The sequence below is a fragment of the Lentzea roselyniae genome (assembly GCF_039537795.1).
Taxonomy (GTDB): domain Bacteria; phylum Actinomycetota; class Actinomycetes; order Mycobacteriales; family Pseudonocardiaceae; genus Lentzea; species Lentzea atacamensis.
Genome location: NZ_BAABBE010000032.1, coordinates 21,221 through 38,909 on the forward strand (window position 1 = coordinate 21,221; position 17,689 = coordinate 38,909).

Consider the following 17,689-nt stretch of genomic DNA (forward strand, 5'->3'; position numbering starts at 1 on the left):
GTCGATCACCGGCGTCTGCCAGTAGGAGCGTTGCAGTACCGCGATCTCCACCAGGCGGTGCGGCAGACGAGTCGCTGCGCCAGCGCGCGAGTGGGACCGGAGGGCAGGTCCGTGCCCGCTCCGTGCACGATCAGCGTCGACGAGACGACGCCACCGCAACTGTCCTCGTCCTCGTCCGCGGGTGCGGGGTTCAGCAGCACCAATCTGTCCACTTCGGACGGATGATGGGCGGTGTGGCGCAGCGCGGCAGAACACGTCGGACCGATCGCGACCATCGCCGCGGGCGCGGCGTGCACTTTGGTGCGCAGGTGCGCCAGCCCGGACCTGACCGCTTCGGTCGTCGTGTCCCAGACCCGCAAGCTCGCCACGCCGTGCGTGGCGAGCTCGAAGCACAACCGGGTCCGGAACCGGTCCTGCTGGCGGGTCGTGTTCTGGTCGTGCAGCACCAGTGCGGCGTGCAGAGGGTCGACCACGGAGGTGAACAGCGGACCTGACGAGGTCGCGCTGGTGCCGGTGAGTGTCACGTCCCGCGGCTCATGACACGTGCACCGGCGGTGCACTGACGAACTCCGGGTCGTTGCCGCGCCACGGCTTTCCTCCCGTACCACCAGGCGAGCCGAGGTCGTCGACGCACTCCTCCGGGTGGATGAAGAGCAACCGATCACCCTCGTAGACGCAGTCGACGGGGCATTCCTGCGTGCACGCCTTGTCCATGACGTCGACACAGGGTTGAGCCATCACGTAGGCCACTGGCGCGCTCCTGGTGGGGCGACGCGAGCAGCACCGGGTGGGCACGGGCGAGCGCCCTCTCACCTGTTCCGGTTGATCATCAGGTTCGCGAGAGCGGCCAGCTCCGCCTCCGCGCGCGCGTCGCCGCCGATCTCCTCGAGGCAGTCGAGCGCGAGCCGGTACTGGCGCTCGGCCTCGGTCTGCGTCCAGGTGCGGCCACCCGCGCGCTCGACGAGGCCGACCGCGCGGGCGAGCCGCGCCTCGGTGATCGCCTGCGTGCGGTACAGCTCGGTGAGCTCGTCACTCGCCGCACAACCGGCCTGCATCGCCGCCAGCACGGGCATGCTCTTCTTGTACCGCAAGAGGTCCGCACCGGCCGGCTTGCCGGTCACCGCCGGGTCGCCGAAGATGCCAAGCACGTCGTCGACGAGCTGGAACGCCAGCCCGACGTGGTGGCCGAACCTGCGCAACGCCGAGACCTGCCGCTGCGTCCCGCCACCCGCCATGGCACCCAGCACGCAGGAACCGGCCAGCAACGCGGAGGTCTTGCCCGCCGCCATCTCCAGGTAGCTCTCCGGGGACACCAACAGGGTTTCCTCGAAGCTCATGTCCTGCTGCTGCCCGAGGCACAGGTCGACGACCACGGAGTTGAGCTCGGCACACATCGCCGCCGCGCCGACATCGCCCTCCTGGGTCAGCACCTGGCTGGCGAGCGCGAGCAGTCCGTCGCCGACGAGGATCGCGCACGGCACACCGAACTGGACCCAGACGGTCGGCCTGCCCCGGCGCGTCCGGTCCTGGTCCATCACGTCGTCGTGCACGAGCGAGAAGTTGTGCACCAGTTCAACCGCGACTCCGGCGCGCAACGCGGTGTCGTTGACCGCACCGCCGTTCACCGCCCGCGCCGCGGCGAAGGCGAACGCTGGGCGGACCATCTTGCCCTGCGCAGCGGTGATGGGGCCGCCCGCGGCGTCCCAGAAGCCGAAGTGGAAGCCCGCGCCGAGGCAGAGCGGTGCCGGGAGCTGACCGACAGCCGACCTGAGCGGTCCGTCGACCTGCGCGGCACTGAGGCGGAGGACGTCGGCGGCCGAGGGAGCGGCGGTGGAGATCATCGCGAGCCCTGCCCTTCACCTGGAACAAGAGTTGGCTGCAGCTGTATATCCACATCGGACGTCCGCATCGGACACTTCGGCGCGACGCTGCTGATGTTGCGCGGAACGGAGACAGGAGCGACAGGTGCGACGGAGATCTTCAGTCCGCCCGCCTGAACGGTCGCGGAGGTGGCGTTCTCGCGGACTCGGCAGCCGGGTTCGAGGACGAGCTGCCACCTGGCCACCACCGAGGCGGCGATGACCACCATCTCGTTCCAGGCGAAGGACTCACCGATGCACTTGCGGTTGCCCGTGATGAAAGGCATGAAGGACGTGCGCGGCACGGTGCCCTCGCGCCACCGGTCCGGGTCGAACTTCGCCGGGTCGGCGAACACCGCGTGGTCTCGGTGCAACGCGGAGAGGCTGAAGAGGATCTCTGCTCCCGGCTCCAGCCGCGTGCCGTCGAACTCGACGGGTTCGATCACCCGCCGCATGAGGATCCAGTTCGGCGTGTGGAGGCGCAGCGTCTCGGTGAGTGCGTGACCGAGGCGGGTGAGGCGAGCCACGTCGTCGACCTGGAGCGAGCCGCCACCGGTGACGGAGGCGACCTCCTGCCGGATCTCGTCCTGGAGTTCCGGGTGCCGGGCCAGCTCGTAGAGCAACCACGTCAACGTGGTGGCCGAGGTTTCCGCTCCCGCCAGCAGCAGCGACACGACCTCGTCGCGAACCTGGACCGCGTCCATGCCCTCGCCGGTGTGCTCGTCCCGCGCGGCGAGCAGGAGGGAGACCACGTTGCTGTCCTCCGGTGCACAGCGGGCGACGATGTCGTCCACGACCGCACGCAGGTCGTGCACCGCGGCGTCGAACCGCCGGTTCGTCGGCAGCGGCACCTTCTCCAGCACCGGGTGCGGGTACAGGGCGCGCTGGATGAATCCGGTGAGTACAGCCGGCAGCGCACGCACGACGATGGCTTTCTGCTCTGCCGTCAAGGCGGTGGAGAACAGAGCCGTGGTGACCACGTCGGTGCTGAGTTCACCCATCCGCAACCGCGCGTCCAGCGAACCCGGTGACCACGACGACACCGCGTCGTCGGCCTGCTCGATGATGAGCTCCGTGTACTCCGCGACGCGGTCGCGGTGGAAGGCGGGCTGCACGAGTCGCCGGTGCTTCAGGTGCGTCTGCGCGTCCGCGGTGAAGAGACCGTTGCCGAGCAGCGCCCTGGCCTTGTCGAACACGAAGCCCTTCTCGAACTTCGCGCTGTCCCGCACCAGCATGCGGTGGACCAGCTGCGCGGAGGTGAGGACGTACACGGGCTGCCGCCACAGGTACATGCGCACCACGGGCCCCAGATCGGCCAACGACTGCAAGAACGGCATCGGTCGGGTCATCAGGGGCAGCAGGTGTCCGATGCCCGGCAGACGGCCGGGCGCGGTCGCCGCGGTCACGACGCGACCTCGAAGCGCGAACTGGCGCGGGACCACTCGATGTGGCCGCGCAGCCACAAACCGAGACTGCGCACGAAGTTTCTGGTCTGAGGCTCGGCGTTGTCCTCGACCTGCGCACAGGTGGCGACGAAGTTCCTCATCTCCCGATCGCGCATGGCCGTCGCGAGTTCCCAGGCCTCCGAGGTGGAACATTTGCGGTGGTGTGCCAGCACCCCGACGAGGTTGTGCCTGCCCTGGTCGCTCGCCATCTCCTTGGCGTGCGAGTAGAGGTCGTTGTCCCAACTCACCAGATTCGCGGTGATGTCCAGCAACGAGCGCATTTCCGCGTCGCACACGTCGTGCAGGGACATCCCCAGCCGCATCGTCACGTCGATGAGCGTGAGGCAGGTGTAGGTCGCGCCCGTGTGCCTGCGCATGGTCAGGTACTCGTCGAGATCAGGAATCCGGTCCGCCTCGCGGTTGGCCACCTCCCACATCTGCGCCGCCAGGTAGTCGCGCACGGTCGATTTCCAGTATTCGAGCTGGAAGTCCGACGCTACCGCGTCGACGCGGTCACGCACCTCCTGCAACGACCTGGCGAACGGCTCCATAGCGCCCAGCACCTGCAGATCGGAGTCCAGCGCGCGGGTGAGCCTGGAGATCGTCAGTGCTGCCTCGGCCGCCGAACCGCCTGATGCCTCGACGCTCTCGCAGTAGCCGTCGTCGAACGCGAAAAGCCACACGTACCAGTCGCTGAGCAGCCGCAGCATGGTCGCATCGACCTCGGGGTTGGTCCTCCCGGCCAGCGCGCCACTGCGCTGCCGCCGCAGGCGCTGGATCTTGAGCTCGTCTTCGAGCAGGCCGTGCTGGTTCAGCCACCGGAAACTCTCGCCGTCGACTTCGTCGGAGTGCGGATTGTTCTCGGACGGGAACGGGCACCACAGGTCCGGAAGCGTGGCAATCGACGTCGGCATACGTGTACTCCCTTGCTCGGTCGGGCCGTACTCGATGAGCACAGTCGCGCGACCGCCCGGCCAGGACAAGGAGCTCGTTCCATTTTCAGCGCCCGCACCGGCCTGTTGCGTAGCACCTACGTACTTCTCTCGATGTCAGCGGGATCGACATGCACGACTGTGGAGCCGCAAACCCTTTCGTCGGGAGGACTTCTGTGGCTATCAACGATCTCGTCCGCGACTTCGCCATTCCAGCGGTGCAGGTTGCGGACTGGCACCCCGAGGCGGAGAGCAGGACCCGTGAGTGGGTGCGGGAATTCGGCATGGTGCGTTCCGAGGCGGCGTGCGAGCACTTCGACGCGATCGGCGCCGGTCGCCTGTCCGCCTGGGTGTACCCGGAGGCGAGGCCAGAGGTTCGCGACATCGTGACCGACTGGCTCTCCTGGTTGTTCGTCCTCGACGACCAGTGCGACGAAGGCGCGCTCGGTCGCGACCCCGGTGCGCTCGACATCCTGCTCGAGCCCCTGCACGCCGTGCTGAGCGGACGCACGACCTCGTCGGCGCCGCTGGCGCGCGGCTTGGCGAACATCTGCCTACGGGTCCGGCACCACGGCACGTGGTGGCTGCGCTTCCGCGACCACGTGCGCACCTACCTGCTGGCCTGCCGCTGGGAGGCGAGCAACCGCGCGGCGAGCCGGGTGCCCACCCTCGACGCCTACATCCCGCACCGCCGCTGGGCCGGGTCGATGCTCGCGACGCTCGACCTGACCGAGCTCGCCACCGGTGACCTGCTCGCCGAGCAGGACTGGATCAACCCGGACTACCAGGAGGCCGTGCTGGCCGCGGCCGACGTGGTGTGCTGGACCGACGACGTCGTGGCGGTGGACAAGGAACTCGCCCGCGGTGACGTGCACAACCTGGTGATCGTGTTGGCGAACCGCCACGGCGTGCCGTGGGAGAAGGCGATCCAGACCGGGAAGGACATGGTGGCCCGCCGGGAACAGGACTTCCTGGAGGCCGAACGCCGCCTCCTGGCGGACGACCCGGCCATGTGGGAGCGCAATCTGCAGGGACTGCGCGCGTGGATGCGCGGTCACCTCGACTGGGGCACCGAGACCGCGCGGTACCGCGAGGTCGACACCAGCCACGGAACCCCTGACTACATCGAGGAACTCGTCCTCACCCCCTGAAGGCGGGTGCGAGGCGCTGACGGCCCGGCTTCTGGTGGAACGCGTGCGGCGCGTTCCCCCTGAAGCCGGGCCGTCAGTGTTGGGTCGAGGGTGGCGTTCCACCGTCCCAGGCATCGATGACCCGTTGGTACACCGCGAAGTTCTGGGCGTCGAGCACGCAGTGGACCACGACGTCGAAGCGCCCCGGACGGCACGTCGTCCACTCGGCGACCGCGCGCAGCGCGATGGCGGCCGCGCGTGGCCGGGGAAAGCCCGAGGCGCCGGTGCTCACCGAGCAGAACGCGATCGTGCGGATGTCCTCGACCAGAGCGGCCAGGTCCAGGCACGACCGGTAGGTGGCGAGCAGAGCGTCGTCGTGCTCCCGCCGCGCGGCGCCGGACACAACCGGCCCCAGCGCGTGCGGGACGTACCGCGCCACCAGGTGGTAGCCACGGGCGATCGTCGCGCTGCCCCCTGCGCCGCCCGGTCCGGCCCGGTCGTGATGAGGTGGCAGTCGGCGCGCAGCCGCGGACCCGCCAGCCGGTGCACGACGTCGTCGAGACAGTTGTGCAGCGGGCGGAAACATCCCAGCAGGCCCGCGCTCGCGCCGCAGACGACCGCGTCGACGGCCAGCGTGGTGATGTCCCCGCGCCACAACGAGATCTTCCCGTCAGCGGGGAACGAACGTCCGGGCAGGACGGTCCGGATCGGCGCTGGCCGCGCCGGGCCGAACCGCCGGCGTGCGGCCTGTTCCCCGCCGAGCAGTTCGTCGAGAACGGCGACCAGGTCGAGGTTCATCGCGGCGGGTTCGCGGACCGTCAGCAGGCACCGCAGCAGTCGTCGTTGCTCCCGGCGTCCGCGGGGAACGGCGAACGGCCCGGTCGCACCGTCCTCGGTGAGCAGGTGGAGCGCTCTCCTGGTCAGCTCCGCCCACCTGTGCGGTGGGCCGGCGGGGCCAGTGGCTGGAAGGTCCGGTCCAGTTCAACGGCGTCGCGGTAGTCGTGAAGTGACAGTCCTCGTTGGTCACGAAGTCCCGCGGCGGGGCAGAACCGGAGCGGTCATCAGAAGACTCCGTTGTCGTGCGGCAGTTCGTCCGGGATCGGCGCGATGACGTCCCAGTGCTCGACGATCCGGTTGTCCGCGACGCGGAAGAGGTCCCAGAAGGCGACGGGTGCACCGAACGTCCCGCTGGACTGTACGAGCGCGAAGTCCCCTTCGGCCACAACCCGGTGCACCATGTCGTAGCCGTACCTGACGCCTTGCTCGTGCCACTGGTGGACGGCTCGCCCGAACGCGGTGAGGCCGTCCTCGATCCACGGGTTGTGCTGGAAGAAGACGCTCTCCGAAACGTAGTCGGACAGCAGCGAGTAGTCGGCCTTCACCAGCACGTGCTCCGCGTACTCGGTCACGATCGCGCGGCTGAGTTCGGTGTCGGCGAAGGGATTCGGCTCGTCCGGCCCGTCGGTCTGGGACCATCCGCTCGCCGTGGGTCCGGCCTCCGGGGTGTGCGCGTCCCAGTGCTCGACGATCTTGCCTTCCTCGACCCTGAACAGGTTGAACCCCACCAGCGGCGCCAGCGCCAACCCGTGGTAGGTGCCGTGCACTGCGACGAACTCGCCGTCCACGATCACCCGTGCGAGGTCGTACCGGAAGCTGTCGGAGAGGTTGAGAACGAGACCACGCAACGCATCCGGCCCGTCCGCCGCCCAGGCGCTGTGCTGCCGGTAGCCGAGTGCGAACCACCTGTCCACAGCGGACGGATCACGGTCGTCGTACAACTCCCTGATCGCCTGCAGCACAAGGGTTTCGTTGTTCACAACCGACCGTCCCATCGCACCGGTGTGTCACCACCTTCGGTGTCTACGAGCGTCACTCACAAAGCATCCGGCGGCCAGGTAATATCCTGCGTCGTTATGGTGAAAATCGGACAGCCTCAGGACGTCACGGCGTTCAGCTTCCAGAACCCGGACCGGCTGAGCCTCGCCATCGAGGTGGTCACGCTGGGACAGATGACCCACCGGCTCAGCCCGACCACGCTCGCCGCGGTTCACCGCACCGACTTCCACCAGCTCTTCCTGTTCAAGTCCGGCACCGGACAAGCGATGGTGGATTTCGTCAACCATCCGTGTGACGTCGGCACCGTCACCTACGTGCACCCCGGACGTGTCCTGCGGTTTCCGCAGCCGGTGCCCGCCTTCGCTCCCCTGGACGCGTACTTGGTGCTGTTCACGCCGGCGTTTCCCCCCGACCTACCGTTGATCCGGCCGGTGCTCAGCCCTTTCGGACCGGCGGTGTGGCACCCCGGCGAGATCGACCGCGAGGGCGTCCTGCACGCCGCCGCCGAGCTGAATTCCGAGTACCAGCGCGCGATCGACGACGAGGCGGAGTCGAGGACGACCGTGGAACTCGTCCGCCAGCTGCTCGGTGCGCTCCTGCTGCGCCTGGCCAGACTTCCCGGCGACACCGGCGTGAGCGACCATGACGAGAACTTCCGGCGGTTCCAGGAGGAGCTGGAGCAGTCGTTCACGACGACGCACAACGCCGCCGAGTACGCCGCGCGGATCGGCTACTCGCTGCGCACCCTCAACCGGATCTGCCAGGCCTCCACCGGAAGTTCCGCCAAGGCGTTGATCGACGAACGGGTCGCGCTGGAGGCCAGGCGGTTGCTCGTGCACACGACGCTGCCCGCCGCCGCGATCGGGTGGCGGCTCGGGTTCGACGAACCCAGCAACTTCGGCAAGTTCTTCACCCGCACGACCGGGCTCACGCCTGGAGCGTTCCGGGAGAGCCAGGGCTGCTGACACCGGCGCCTCCGCGCCCCTTCTGCTGCTTCGCCACCCACGCGGCGATCTGACTGCGCGACTCGACCCCGAGCTTGGTGAGGATGTGGTCGACGTGGGTCTGCGCGGTGCGGGGCGCCACCAGCAGCTTCGCCGCGATCTCCTTGTTGGTCAGTCCTTCCGCCACCAGCGATGCCACCTGCGTCTCGCGCTTGCTGAGCGGTCCCCGACCGCTCTGTGCACCACCGCGCTCGGGCTCGGCGACGTCCGCGCCCGAGTTCAGGGCGAACTCCACCGCCTGTTCGATGCTGACGCCGTGGGACGCCCCGGACTTGACCGCGCGCTCGAACACGGCGGTGCCGAGCACCTCCTCCAGGTGATCGCGGCACGTCTGGTGCGGCCCGACCCAGGCCCGCGATCCCTGCACCAGGTTGCTGCCGATCGAGTCCCACAGCCTGCCCGCGAGTCCGAGCAGCTTCGCCGCCCGCGGGTATAGTTCGCACGAGTCGTGGATCCACGCCAGCAGTTCGACGAGGAGTGCCAGGGCGAACCGATCGTGCAGGTTCTCCGCGCCGCGCACGGCACTCGCCATGTCGGTCAGCAGGTCCTCGTGTTCGCCCGCCGACCACCTGGCCAGCGCCACCGCGAACGTCACGTAGGCACGTGGCCAGTCGTGGCCGCTCGCGTCGGCCAACTCGACCGTCTCCCGCGCCCGTTCGGTCAGTTCGCCGAGGGCACCGTTGAACGCGGTCGCGACCAGCAGCCCGACGTGCGCCACGAGTGAGTACGACTTGTTGCCCGCGACGAGAAGGTGTTCGATCGCCGCGCGGTACAGGTCGACCGCCCGCACGGATTCGCCCCGGACGAGTGCGCCGCCTCCCATCACCGTGAGCGCCAGGCCGATGATCTTGTGGTCGTCGCGGACCTGTCCCCATTCGAGCACCTCCGGGATGACGGCGTCACCTCGCGCGTGATCACCCACCGCGTAGGAGGCGTAGCCGTCGATCCACAGCGCTTTGGCGTAGTCGCGGTTCTTCTTGCTCGGTGCCGTCGCGAGCGCCTGGGTCACCCAGGACCTGCCTTCGGCGAGAAACCCGCAGTGCAGCCAGTAGAAGCCGAGCGAGGCGACGAGTGCCAGCCCGGCGACGCCCTCCCCCGGTGTGTCGAAGGAGAACCGCAACGCGGCGCGGATGTTGGGGTGCTCGCTCATCACCGTGGCGGACACCCACGCCTGGTCGATGCCCGCGTCCCACCGGCGCTCACACCGCACGGCCAGGGAGCTGAAGTAGTCGCGGTGCAGGCAGCGCAGTGTCGCGAGCTCCCCGGCGGCCTCCGCCTTGCGCTCACCGTACTCGCGGACGATCTCCAGCATCCGGTAGCGCGCGCCGGAGCCGTCGCGGTGCAGCACGGCTTTGTCCATCAGGCCGGCGACGAGGCCGAGCACGTCGGCGGCCGCCACCTCGTCGCCCCGGCAGATCTCCTCCATCGCCTCCAGCGAAGCACCACCCGCGAACACCGACAGCCGCTGCCACAACAGTTTCTCGGCCGCGGTGCACATGTCGTAGCTGCACTCCAGCACCGAGTCGAGCGAACGGCGCGGATCCGGGTTCTGCCGGGCGACCCGTTCCGAGATCTCGGGCAGCGGCACCAACCGCAGCAGCGCCGCGCCGATCTCGATGGCCAGCGGAATCCCGTCGAGCCTGCGGCAGAGGTCGAGCACGGCGGCCCAGTTGTCCTCGCCGACCTCGAAACCGGGGCGCTCCGCCGCCGCGCACTGGGCGAACAGGCTGACGGCGTCGAGCTCGGCGGCCTCCGCACGCGTGCGGGCCTCCGGCACCGAGAAGGGCTCGACCCGCAGCACCTGCTCGCCTTCGATGCCCAGCACGTGCCTGCTCGTGGCGAGCACGCGCAGGCCGGCGGAGGCCGCGAGCAGCACCGTGACCAGCCGTGCCGCCGCGTCGGCCAGGTGCTCGCAGTTGTCGATGACGAGCAGGAGGTTCTTGTCGCGGAGGTGGTTCGCCAGCAACCCGACCTGGTCGTCGGTGCTCTCGGTCAGCCCACAGCGTTCGGCGGCGAACCGGGGCAGCAGTTCGGGCTCGTGCAGGCCGTCGAGTTCGACGAACACCACACCGTCAGGAAAGCCGCGGCGCACCTGCTCCACCGCCTGGGCGGCGATCCGGGTCTTGCCGACACCGCCCAACCCGTGCAACGTGACCAGGCGCCCGCGCGCCAACCTCCTGCGGAGGTCGGCGAGTTCCGTCCTGCGTCCGACAAAGCGGGCGACGTCGGCCATGCGTGGTGTCTCCGTTCTCCGCCTCGGCCGGGCGCTCCAGCACGAGGTAACAACCCCGTTCTGACCGGCACAACACTGGCGTTCCACATGTCGGAACCCTCGGGCACCTGCCCGTCAGCGGTCCACCACCCAGGCAGCGAGCTGGGACCGCGAGTTGAAACCGAGTTTGCGGAGGATGCGCTGCACGTGCGTCTCCGCCGTGCGCTGCGCCATCCCCAGACGTGCCGCGATCGCCTTGTCGGTGAGTCCCTTCGACACCAGCTCGGCGACCTGGTGTTCCCGCGCGGTGAGCGGGTGCGTCCGTTTGGCCCGGCCGGGTGCCGCCGCGGGCAACGGCTCGAGCAGGAAGGCCGCCGCGGCAGCGAGGGACGAAGCGTCCGGACCGCCGCACAGGACCATCTCGTCACCGCGCACCACCTTCGAGCGCATCTCGGCCACGTGGTCCTGATGGTGGCGCAGGAACGCCGCGGAGCCCAGCAGCGAATCACGGTGCGACAGCGGCCAGATCCGCTCACCGACGTCCAGGAACCGGCGCGCCCTGTCGTACTGCCGTCGTCCCGCCGCGGCGAGCGCGCCCACCTCCGCGAGCAGTGCGAACCCGACGCGGTCGCCCAGCTCGACGGCGACCGGCAGACCTCCGAGTGCGAGTTCCGCGGCTTGGGCGTACTCGCACTCGCCGAGATGCCAGGCGGCGAGCCCCGCCGCGTAGCGCAGGTACACCTCGGCCCAGCGGTCGGCACCACCGCGGTAGCGCTCCAGCGTTTGCCCGGTCAGTGCCGCGGCCGCGGAGAACTCGCGATGCAGCAAGGCGCTTGCGGCCATGGCGACGACAGCCAGCGGCAGGACCGGTGAGCCGCCCAGCCCTGCGGCCTGCTCCTGCAGCCGGAGCGCCGTGTCGGGCTGACCATCGGCCATCGCCGCACAGGCCTGTGCCAGCAGCGCGGAGGAGACCGCCTCGGTGTCGACGTCGTCTGCACCGAGGCACTCCGCGGCCAGCGTTCTCGCGAGTGGTTGCTCCCCGCGCAGACTCGCGGCGACGGCGGCGACCCAGAGCGCTTTCCGCCGAACCGGCTCCGGTCGCGGGCAGGTCGCCAGCGCGGCGGTGAGCCAGCGGCCAGCAAGTCCGGCGTGCCCCTGGTGCAGCCAGAGCGGGTGCAACGCCGCAACCAGCCGCAGGGCGTCCTCGTGATGAGCAGGCCGGCTCAGTGCGAACCGGAGCGCCTGCTCGAAATCCGGCACACCGTCGCGCAGTCCGGCCAGTGCCTCCGGTTGGCGCCATCCGTCCCGCCACGCCGCTTCCGCCGTCGACGCGACGCGAGCGCAGTGCTCCAGGTGCCGGGCGCGGATCTGCGGCTCCAGTCTGGTCTCCGCCAGCATTCCGAGTCCGTAGTCGCGGATCACCCCCGGCAGGCGGTACTTCGCGCCGTCCGGCTCGTGCACGACGTAGACAAGCGACTTGTCCACGAGCGCCGCGAGGTGTTCGAGCACGGGAGAACCACCGCCCATCGCCTGGGCGGCGGTGAGGCCGAACCCGCCGGCGAAGGCCGACAGCTTCGCCCAAAGCAGCCGCTCCCGCGGGGTGCAGCGGTCGGCGCTCCAGCTGATCGCCTGGACCATGTCCGGGTGCCTCGTGTACACGCCGCGGCGCCTGCCGACCAGCATGCCCAGCCGATCGTCGAGCCGCGCGGTGAGTTCGGCCAGCGGCAACACCCGCAACCAGGACGCCGCGAACTCGATCGCGAGCGGGAGGCCGTCCACACCGGCACAGATCTCGACGACCTCGGACCAGTTGTGCTGGTCCACCACGAAGTTCGGATCGTCCGCGACAGCGCGCTCCGCGAACAGCACCACCGAGTCGAGCCGCAACGCCGAGCTCAGGTCGTGAGCGTCGCCGACCGGCATCGGCAGCAGTGACATCACCTGCTCACCCGGAAGACCGAGCACCTCCCGGCTGGTGACGACCAGGCGCAGCTCCGGCAGCGCACCGAGCAGCTCGCGCACGACGCCGCGGCACACCGCGACGAGGTGGTCGGCGTTGTCGAGCACCACGAGCGCCCGTTTGCCCGCGAGGGCCCCGGCCACGTCGTCCATCGCGCCGCCCGGCAGGCCCAGCGCCGTTGCGATCGCGCGCACCGGCGCGGGCACCGCCGCGAGGTCCACGTGGAAGGTACCGCCGGGAAAAGAGCGGTTCACCTGACCCGACACCCGCACGGCCAGCCTGGACTTGCCCACCCCCGGAGCGCCGGTGACCACCACGAGTCGTCGGCTGAGCACCAACTCGCGGAGTTCGGCCTGCTCCTGGACGCGGCCGACGAAACCGGAGAGGTCCGACGGTAAGGCGTGCGCAACCACGAACCAACTCATACCCCAGCGGGCAGTCCGACGCCGATTCACCGGCGGTCCGAGTGCCGCCCGTCACAGGCGCGTGAACCTTTCGGAACGTTCCCGAACCTGAAGACGACAACTCGTCGACACGCAGCCGCAACAACGGCTCAGCCGCGGAATCGAACCGACCGAGCGGGCCCTGCCGTCCAATGTCGCCGACCAGGAGGGCATCTTCACCGAATTGCCGTTCACAAATACCAGTAGTGGGTATCCCCGCCCAGGTTACTTATTCGTTGCCAAACATTCGTCGGAACGGCCCGGCGCAGGGTTTGCGCACTCCAGCGCGAAGCCAACGCACCCGAATTCACCGTCCGTTCCACTCGACCGAACCATCGTCGGCACGCCCGCCGTGGTCATAACGGACGTCGACGTGGCGAGGAGGAGTGCACATGGGCGCCATCACACCCGCACCGATCAGGGACGCAGCCCGCTGGTACCGGGAGAACATGGCCTGGCCGGTGGTCACCACCAGCCAGGATGTGCAACTTCCCCTGGGCCGGGACACCGTTGCCATCTCGGTGCCCGGCCACCTGGGCGAGCGGGTGCTGCACCACCTCGAACAGGGACGCGGCCGCACACCCGTGATCATCACCGCGCACGAGTGGCCGCGAGCCGTGTTCCTCGCCGATCCGAACGGCGCGGTGTTCGCACGGAGCGACTCCCCCGAGACGTGCTTTACCTCAACGCGCCGGACGCGGTGAGCCTGCCGCTGCTGTCGAACGCCCGGACCACGGGCAGCCGGTGGCTGCGAGCACCCAGCCCGTCGAACCGGTGGCTGTGCGCCGCCGACGCCGTCCGCTGCGCCGTCCTGGCCGCGGACCCGCACAGCACCGCGCTCCGACGCGGAAACACCCGGCGGAGGTCGGCCACACGGAAGTCCTAAATGGACGTTTATCGCCTTCTCCTGGCAGCCACCCGAATTTCGCCGCATCAACCCAGTTGAGCACCTTCAACGGCCGATGCGTTACGGGTACACACGCGTCGGCACCGCATCTTTCGCGCGACTTGCGGCCGTAAGCGGGCGTTTTGCCACAAAAGAGCCCGGACCGTAACCTGCGGCATGACTCGACCACCGAACGAGGGCTGGGTATAACTCATCCGCCAGAATCCACACCCTTTCCCCCATAAGAGTGAAGTTTGTACTACAAGACCGACACAGCGCCCATCCAGAAGGCCATAAGCCAGTACGAAGAGATGTCACTGAACCATCGGACGATGGACGGAGCGCCGATGCGGAGCGTGTCATGCGGCATCTGATCGGCGGTACGGATGCCTGAACTCGTAGGCCGTCGCAAGGAGCTCGACCGGGTGGCGGCGACACTGGACGGCGCCGAGGCGAACGCTCCCGCAGTGCTGTTGCTCGAGGGCGTTACCGGAATAGGCAAGACGACGCTGCTCAACGCGGCCGCCGACATCGCTCGTGCCCGCGGCTTCCAGGTGGGCAAGGCGAGCGCGTCCAGGCTGGAGAAGGAGCTTCCGTTCGCGGTGACGCGCCAGGTCTTCGAGGACGTGCTGGGCGACCTGACGGGCGACGAGATCGAAGCGGTGATCCGGACGGCGGGCAGCCGGGGTTACGGGGTCATCAACGCGACGCCCGCGGATCCGTTGAACGGGTTCGAGGACATGGACGTCCACCAGGCGTTCCAGGGTTTGCACAGGCTGATCTCGGCGCTGAGCCGGCGCGGCCCGCTCTGCTTCATCGTGGACGATCTGCAGTGGACCGACGTGCCGTCCCTGCGGTGGTTGAACTACCTCGTGCGCCGGGTCGTGCGGATGCCGCTCGCGGTGATGATGAGCCGGACGACGGGCGTCTACCCCGACGATCCGCTGCTGGTCGCCGAGCTGGACTTCTACGCCGAACGGCTGAAGCTGGGAGGGTTCGCCGACGACGAGATCGCGATGCTCACCCAACAGCTGCTCGGCGCCGAGCCCTCTCCCGGTTTCGTCGCGGCCTGCGCGGAAACGACCGGGCGCAACCCGTTCATCCTCAACCACCTCCTGACCACGATGCGGCACCGGGCGGCCCGACCCGACGAGTCGGCTGCTCGCGATCTCTCCCACCACGGCCCGGAGGACCTGGGTGACTCGGTGCTGGCGCGGCTGAACCGCCAGTCACCTGTTCTCGTGCGGATCGCCCGGATCATCGCCGTGCTGGAGCCGCCGGGCATCGAGCTCACGGCGGCGGTGGCCGAGGTGGGTCATCCGGAAGCCGCGGACGCGGTGCGGCAGCTGATCGGCATGGGGATGCTCGTCGACCAGGGCAGACCCAAGTTCACCCACTCGATGATCCAAACCGCGGTGGTGAACGCGGTCAGCCACACCGAGCGCGACGAGCTGCACGCCCGCGCGGCCAGACACCTGCACGAGGTCCAGGCGCCCGATCTGTTGGTGGCCAAGCACGTCCGGCGCACCACTGCCAAACTCGGCTCGTGGGCGGCGGCGACGCTGGGCCGGGCCGCGGACCTCGCGGTCGTCGACGGTGACGCGGTGACCGGCGCGGGGATGCTGTCCCGCGCGCTGAAGGAGGACATCGCTCCGGACCTGCGCAAGGACCTGCTCATCCGGCTGGGACTCGCGGAGACCTACTTCGACCCGCACCAGGCGGCCGTGCACCTCACCGACGCCATGGAGTACCTGGTCGACCCGGAGGCGATCCTGAGCGTCGCCTGCCGGCTGGCCCAGGTGCTGTACCTGGACGCGAGATACGACGAGGCGCGGGACGTGCTGACGCGTTCCATCGAGAAGGTCGACCCCGTCGATCCGATCGTCGCCGACCAGTTGCGCCTCGCGCTGCGGGTGACGGTGCCCGCACCGCACCCGGAGGCAGGCGACATCACGCCGAACGAGATGGACAGCAGCTGGCGGGACGGCGGTCCGCGCGGCCGGCTGATCGCGGCGCTGATCGCGGACGACCTCGGCAACTCCGGCGAGGACCTCAAGCTGTGCCGCGAGGCGGCGCTCGTCGCGCTGTCCGGCGGCATCGGCCCGATCATGAACGATCCGCAGCGCCTGCTCGCGGCGGTCAACAGCCTGTTGCGCACGGACGAGTTCGAACTCGCGCTCCGGTACAGCAACGAGGTCGTGCTGGAAGCCCACCAGCAGGGCATCGGCCTGCTCAGCGTGCTCGGCTACACCCTGCGCTCGCAGGTGCACCTGCAGGTCGGATCGCTCGCGGACGCGGCCACGGACGCCCGCCTCGCGTTGTCCGCCGACCGCCAGTCCGGCGTGCACCCGCGTCACTTCAGCCACGTGCAGACGATCGAGGCACTCGTGCGGGCACTGGTCTGGCTGGGTGATGTCCAGGGTGCGCGCGACGCGATCGAGTCGATCGGTTTGGTGGGAGCGCTGCCGCGCAGCTGGCAGCACACCGCGTTGCTGCACGCGCGCGGTGTGCTGCGGATGGCACTCGGTGACGTCGAAGGAACTCTGGCCGACCAGCTCGAGTGCGGCGAGCGACTGGTCGCCTGGGGTGCGCCGAACCCGGCGTACCGCCCGTGGCGCTCGCACGCCGCACTCGCGCAGATCAAGCTGGGCAAGCCACAGCAGGCGCTCGACCTGGCGCTCGAGGAACTCGAACTGGCCCGCAGGTGGGGTGCGCCGTCGACCACCGGCCGGGCGCTGCTCACGGTGGCCGCGGCCACCGGCGACGCCGCGTCCGTGCCCTGGCTGACCGAAGCCGCCACGCTCCTTGAGCACTCCCCCGCGCGGCTGGTGCGAGCGCGAGTGCTGTTCGAGCTCGGGAAAACCCGCTGGAAGCTCGGGCAACGCGAGGTCGCCCGTGACCACCTGGCTCAGGCCAAAGTGCTGGCGGAGAGTTGCGGATCGGTCCCGTTGCTCGCTGAGCTGGCCATCCTGCCGGCCGAAGCCGTGACCAGATCCGAGGCGCTGCCGTCGGTTCCGGCCTCGACGACCGCGGCGCTCACTCCGCACGAGTTCCGCGTCGCCAGTCTCGTCGTCGCCGGCAACTCGAACGACGAGATCGCGCAGAAGCTGTACGTGACGCGCCGGGCCGTGGAATTCCACCTGACCAACATCTACCGGAAGCTCGGCGTGCGCCGGCGCACGCAGTTACCGTCCGCGCTGGAGGATCTGCCGCCGAGCGGATGACTTGTTCCGCACCGTTCATCGCGATCTCACGCGCGTGCGGAGATCACGCCGTCCTCGAGTGCCCAGTTCTCGCCTGCCCTCGTGAGCTCGCTCAGGGTGGCGAACTCGTCCGTGTCATCGTCCACTTCGGACTGCATGTCGTCGTTCAACTCGTCCCACATCGTTCGCACTCCTCCGGTCGGGTCAGGCGGCTTCGAGCAGGGTCTCGTCGGGCATGCTGGCGCGCAGCATGCGGAGGGCGTTGTGCACACGGCTCTTCACCGTGCCCACCGGAACGTCGAGCACGTCGGCGGCAGCGGCGGCGGTGCGGTCGGCGAAGTAGACCTCGACCACGGTCTCCCGGTGCGGGGTGGGCAGGTCTTCCAGGACCTTGTCCATCACGACCCGGTTGAGCACCTCGTCGCAGTGCTCGTCATCCCTGGTGGGGTCGGCCTCGGGCATCTCGATCTCGGTCGGCCGCGCCGCACGCGACCGGTACTGGTCGACGATCACGTTGTGCACCACGCGCATGAGCCAGCCGCGCACCGAGCCCTGGCTCTCGGTGAGCCGGTCGACATGCCGCCAGGCCCTGATCCAGGTCTCCTGCACGGCGTCCTCGGCCAGGTGGAAGTCGCCGCGGCAGAGCCTGGTGGCGTAGGCCAGCAGTCCGGCACCGTGGGTGGTGATGATCGCTTCCATGGCCGACATCCGTGCTCCTCCTGCTCCGCCAGTTGCTGACTGTTGGAACAAGAATCTCGGTTCGGCGCGCGGAAGTCGGT

Annotated in this window: 17 protein-coding genes; 5 read left to right on the forward strand and 12 right to left on the reverse strand. The window is 69.3% G+C overall.

Going from position 1 to position 17,689, the window contains the following annotated elements:
• Positions 1–5 precede the first annotated feature (5 nt).
• From ABFX45_RS37845 to ABFX45_RS37865, 5 genes are read right to left on the reverse strand one after another with little or no spacing between them, the layout of a single operon-like run.
• Positions 6–524, reverse strand: coding sequence for a hypothetical protein (locus tag ABFX45_RS37845; protein WP_346135463.1), 519 nt, complete (start codon positions 522–524; stop codon positions 6–8).
• Between the two features lie 10 nt (positions 525–534).
• Positions 535–750, reverse strand: coding sequence for a ferredoxin family protein (locus tag ABFX45_RS46645; RefSeq protein ID WP_428834278.1), 216 nt, complete (start codon positions 748–750; stop codon positions 535–537).
• A 59-nt stretch (positions 751–809) separates the two neighbouring features.
• Positions 810–1,841, reverse strand: a complete 1,032-nt coding sequence (locus ABFX45_RS37855; RefSeq protein ID WP_346135465.1) for a polyprenyl synthetase family protein — start codon at positions 1,839–1,841, stop codon at positions 810–812.
• Positions 1,838–3,265 carry a cytochrome P450 gene (locus ABFX45_RS37860; RefSeq protein ID WP_346135467.1) on the reverse strand — a complete coding sequence of 476 codons (1,428 nt, stop codon included), beginning with the start codon at positions 3,263–3,265 and terminating at the stop codon, positions 1,838–1,840. Before ABFX45_RS37860 ends, ABFX45_RS37855 begins: the two co-directional genes overlap by 4 nt.
• Positions 3,262–4,218 (reverse strand): terpene synthase family protein, encoded by a 957-nt coding sequence (locus ABFX45_RS37865; RefSeq protein ID WP_346135469.1) that lies wholly within the window; start codon positions 4,216–4,218, stop codon positions 3,262–3,264. Before ABFX45_RS37865 ends, ABFX45_RS37860 begins: the two co-directional genes overlap by 4 nt.
• A 194-nt stretch (positions 4,219–4,412) precedes the next feature.
• Between ABFX45_RS37865 and ABFX45_RS37870 the strand changes: the two genes are divergently transcribed.
• Positions 4,413–5,387 (forward strand): terpene synthase family protein, encoded by a 975-nt coding sequence (locus ABFX45_RS37870; protein ID WP_346135471.1) that lies wholly within the window; start codon positions 4,413–4,415, stop codon positions 5,385–5,387.
• A gap of 73 nt (positions 5,388–5,460) precedes the next feature.
• Here ABFX45_RS37870 and ABFX45_RS37875 read toward each other — a convergent pair whose 3' ends face one another.
• The gene (locus ABFX45_RS37875; protein ID WP_346135473.1) at positions 5,461–5,952 is read right to left on the reverse strand and encodes a macro domain-containing protein; all 492 of its coding nucleotides are present in this window, start codon (positions 5,950–5,952) and stop codon (positions 5,461–5,463) included.
• On the opposite strand from ABFX45_RS37875, the gene ABFX45_RS37880 reads away from it, so the two are divergent.
• Positions 5,874–6,365 (forward strand): hypothetical protein, encoded by a 492-nt coding sequence (locus ABFX45_RS37880; protein WP_346135541.1) that lies wholly within the window; start codon positions 5,874–5,876, stop codon positions 6,363–6,365. The two genes, ABFX45_RS37875 and ABFX45_RS37880, sit on opposite strands and share 79 nt — an antisense overlap.
• Before the next feature lie 62 nt (positions 6,366–6,427).
• Here the strand turns inward: ABFX45_RS37880 and ABFX45_RS37885 are convergent, their stop codons facing one another.
• Complete coding sequence (locus tag ABFX45_RS37885; RefSeq protein WP_346135475.1) at positions 6,428–7,198, reverse strand: nuclear transport factor 2 family protein; 771 nt, start codon at positions 7,196–7,198, stop codon at positions 6,428–6,430.
• A gap of 81 nt (positions 7,199–7,279) precedes the next feature.
• Here ABFX45_RS37885 and ABFX45_RS37890 point away from each other — a divergent pair, with 81 nt between their 5' ends.
• Positions 7,280–8,167 (forward strand): AraC family transcriptional regulator, encoded by an 888-nt coding sequence (locus tag ABFX45_RS37890; RefSeq protein ID WP_346135477.1) that lies wholly within the window; start codon positions 7,280–7,282, stop codon positions 8,165–8,167.
• Here the strand turns inward: ABFX45_RS37890 and ABFX45_RS37895 are convergent.
• Positions 8,130–10,439 carry an ATP-binding protein gene (locus ABFX45_RS37895; RefSeq protein WP_346135479.1) on the reverse strand — a complete coding sequence of 770 codons (2,310 nt, stop codon included), beginning with the start codon at positions 10,437–10,439 and terminating at the stop codon, positions 8,130–8,132. The two genes, ABFX45_RS37890 and ABFX45_RS37895, sit on opposite strands and share 38 nt — an antisense overlap.
• 114 nt (positions 10,440–10,553) lie before the next feature.
• Complete coding sequence (locus tag ABFX45_RS37900) at positions 10,554–12,791, reverse strand: ATP-binding protein (RefSeq protein ID WP_346135481.1); 2,238 nt, start codon at positions 12,789–12,791, stop codon at positions 10,554–10,556.
• A gap of 422 nt (positions 12,792–13,213) precedes the next feature.
• On the opposite strand from ABFX45_RS37900, the gene ABFX45_RS37905 reads away from it, so the two are divergent.
• The gene (locus tag ABFX45_RS37905; RefSeq protein WP_346135483.1) at positions 13,214–13,525 is read left to right on the forward strand and encodes a hypothetical protein; all 312 of its coding nucleotides are present in this window, start codon (positions 13,214–13,216) and stop codon (positions 13,523–13,525) included.
• Here ABFX45_RS37905 and ABFX45_RS37910 read toward each other — a convergent pair.
• Positions 13,500–13,694, reverse strand: coding sequence for a hypothetical protein (locus tag ABFX45_RS37910; protein ID WP_346135485.1), 195 nt, complete (start codon positions 13,692–13,694; stop codon positions 13,500–13,502). The genes ABFX45_RS37905 and ABFX45_RS37910 overlap by 26 nt on opposite strands.
• Positions 13,695–14,093: 399 nt before the next feature.
• On the opposite strand from ABFX45_RS37910, the gene ABFX45_RS37915 reads away from it, so the two are divergent.
• Positions 14,094–16,931, forward strand: a complete 2,838-nt coding sequence (locus tag ABFX45_RS37915) for a helix-turn-helix transcriptional regulator (protein WP_346135487.1) — start codon at positions 14,094–14,096, stop codon at positions 16,929–16,931.
• 26 nt (positions 16,932–16,957) lie between these two features.
• Here ABFX45_RS37915 and ABFX45_RS37920 read toward each other — a convergent pair whose 3' ends face one another.
• Positions 16,958–17,092 (reverse strand): hypothetical protein, encoded by a 135-nt coding sequence (locus ABFX45_RS37920; RefSeq protein WP_346135489.1) that lies wholly within the window; start codon positions 17,090–17,092, stop codon positions 16,958–16,960.
• Between the two features lie 22 nt (positions 17,093–17,114).
• On the reverse strand, positions 17,115–17,618 hold the full coding sequence (locus tag ABFX45_RS37925) for a sigma-70 family RNA polymerase sigma factor (protein WP_346135491.1): 504 nt from the start codon (positions 17,616–17,618) through the stop codon (positions 17,115–17,117).
• Positions 17,619–17,689: the final 71 nt, after the last annotated feature.

Excerpts from the sequence above, each read along its gene's own strand:
- ABFX45_RS37865 (WP_346135469.1), bottom strand. The coding sequence starts at position 4,218 with ATGCCGACGTCGATTGCCACGCTTCCGGACCTGTGGTGCCCGTTCCCG.
- ABFX45_RS37875 (WP_346135473.1), bottom strand. The coding sequence starts at position 5,952 with ATGTTTCCGCCCGCTGCACAACTGTCTCGACGACGTCGTGCACCGGCT.
- ABFX45_RS37890 (WP_346135477.1), top strand. The coding sequence starts at position 7,280 with ATGGTGAAAATCGGACAGCCTCAGGACGTCACGGCGTTCAGCTTCCAG.
- ABFX45_RS37905 (WP_346135483.1), top strand. The coding sequence starts at position 13,214 with ATGGGCGCCATCACACCCGCACCGATCAGGGACGCAGCCCGCTGGTAC.
- ABFX45_RS37895 (WP_346135479.1), bottom strand. The coding sequence starts at position 10,439 with ATGGCCGACGTCGCCCGCTTTGTCGGACGCAGGACGGAACTCGCCGAC.
- ABFX45_RS37915 (WP_346135487.1), top strand. The coding sequence starts at position 14,094 with ATGCCTGAACTCGTAGGCCGTCGCAAGGAGCTCGACCGGGTGGCGGCG.
- ABFX45_RS37925 (WP_346135491.1), bottom strand. The coding sequence starts at position 17,618 with ATGTCGGCCATGGAAGCGATCATCACCACCCACGGTGCCGGACTGCTG.
- ABFX45_RS37855 (WP_346135465.1), bottom strand. The coding sequence starts at position 1,841 with ATGATCTCCACCGCCGCTCCCTCGGCCGCCGACGTCCTCCGCCTCAGT.
- ABFX45_RS37920 (WP_346135489.1), bottom strand. The coding sequence starts at position 17,092 with ATGTGGGACGAGTTGAACGACGACATGCAGTCCGAAGTGGACGATGAC.
- ABFX45_RS37885 (WP_346135475.1), bottom strand. The coding sequence starts at position 7,198 with ATGGGACGGTCGGTTGTGAACAACGAAACCCTTGTGCTGCAGGCGATC.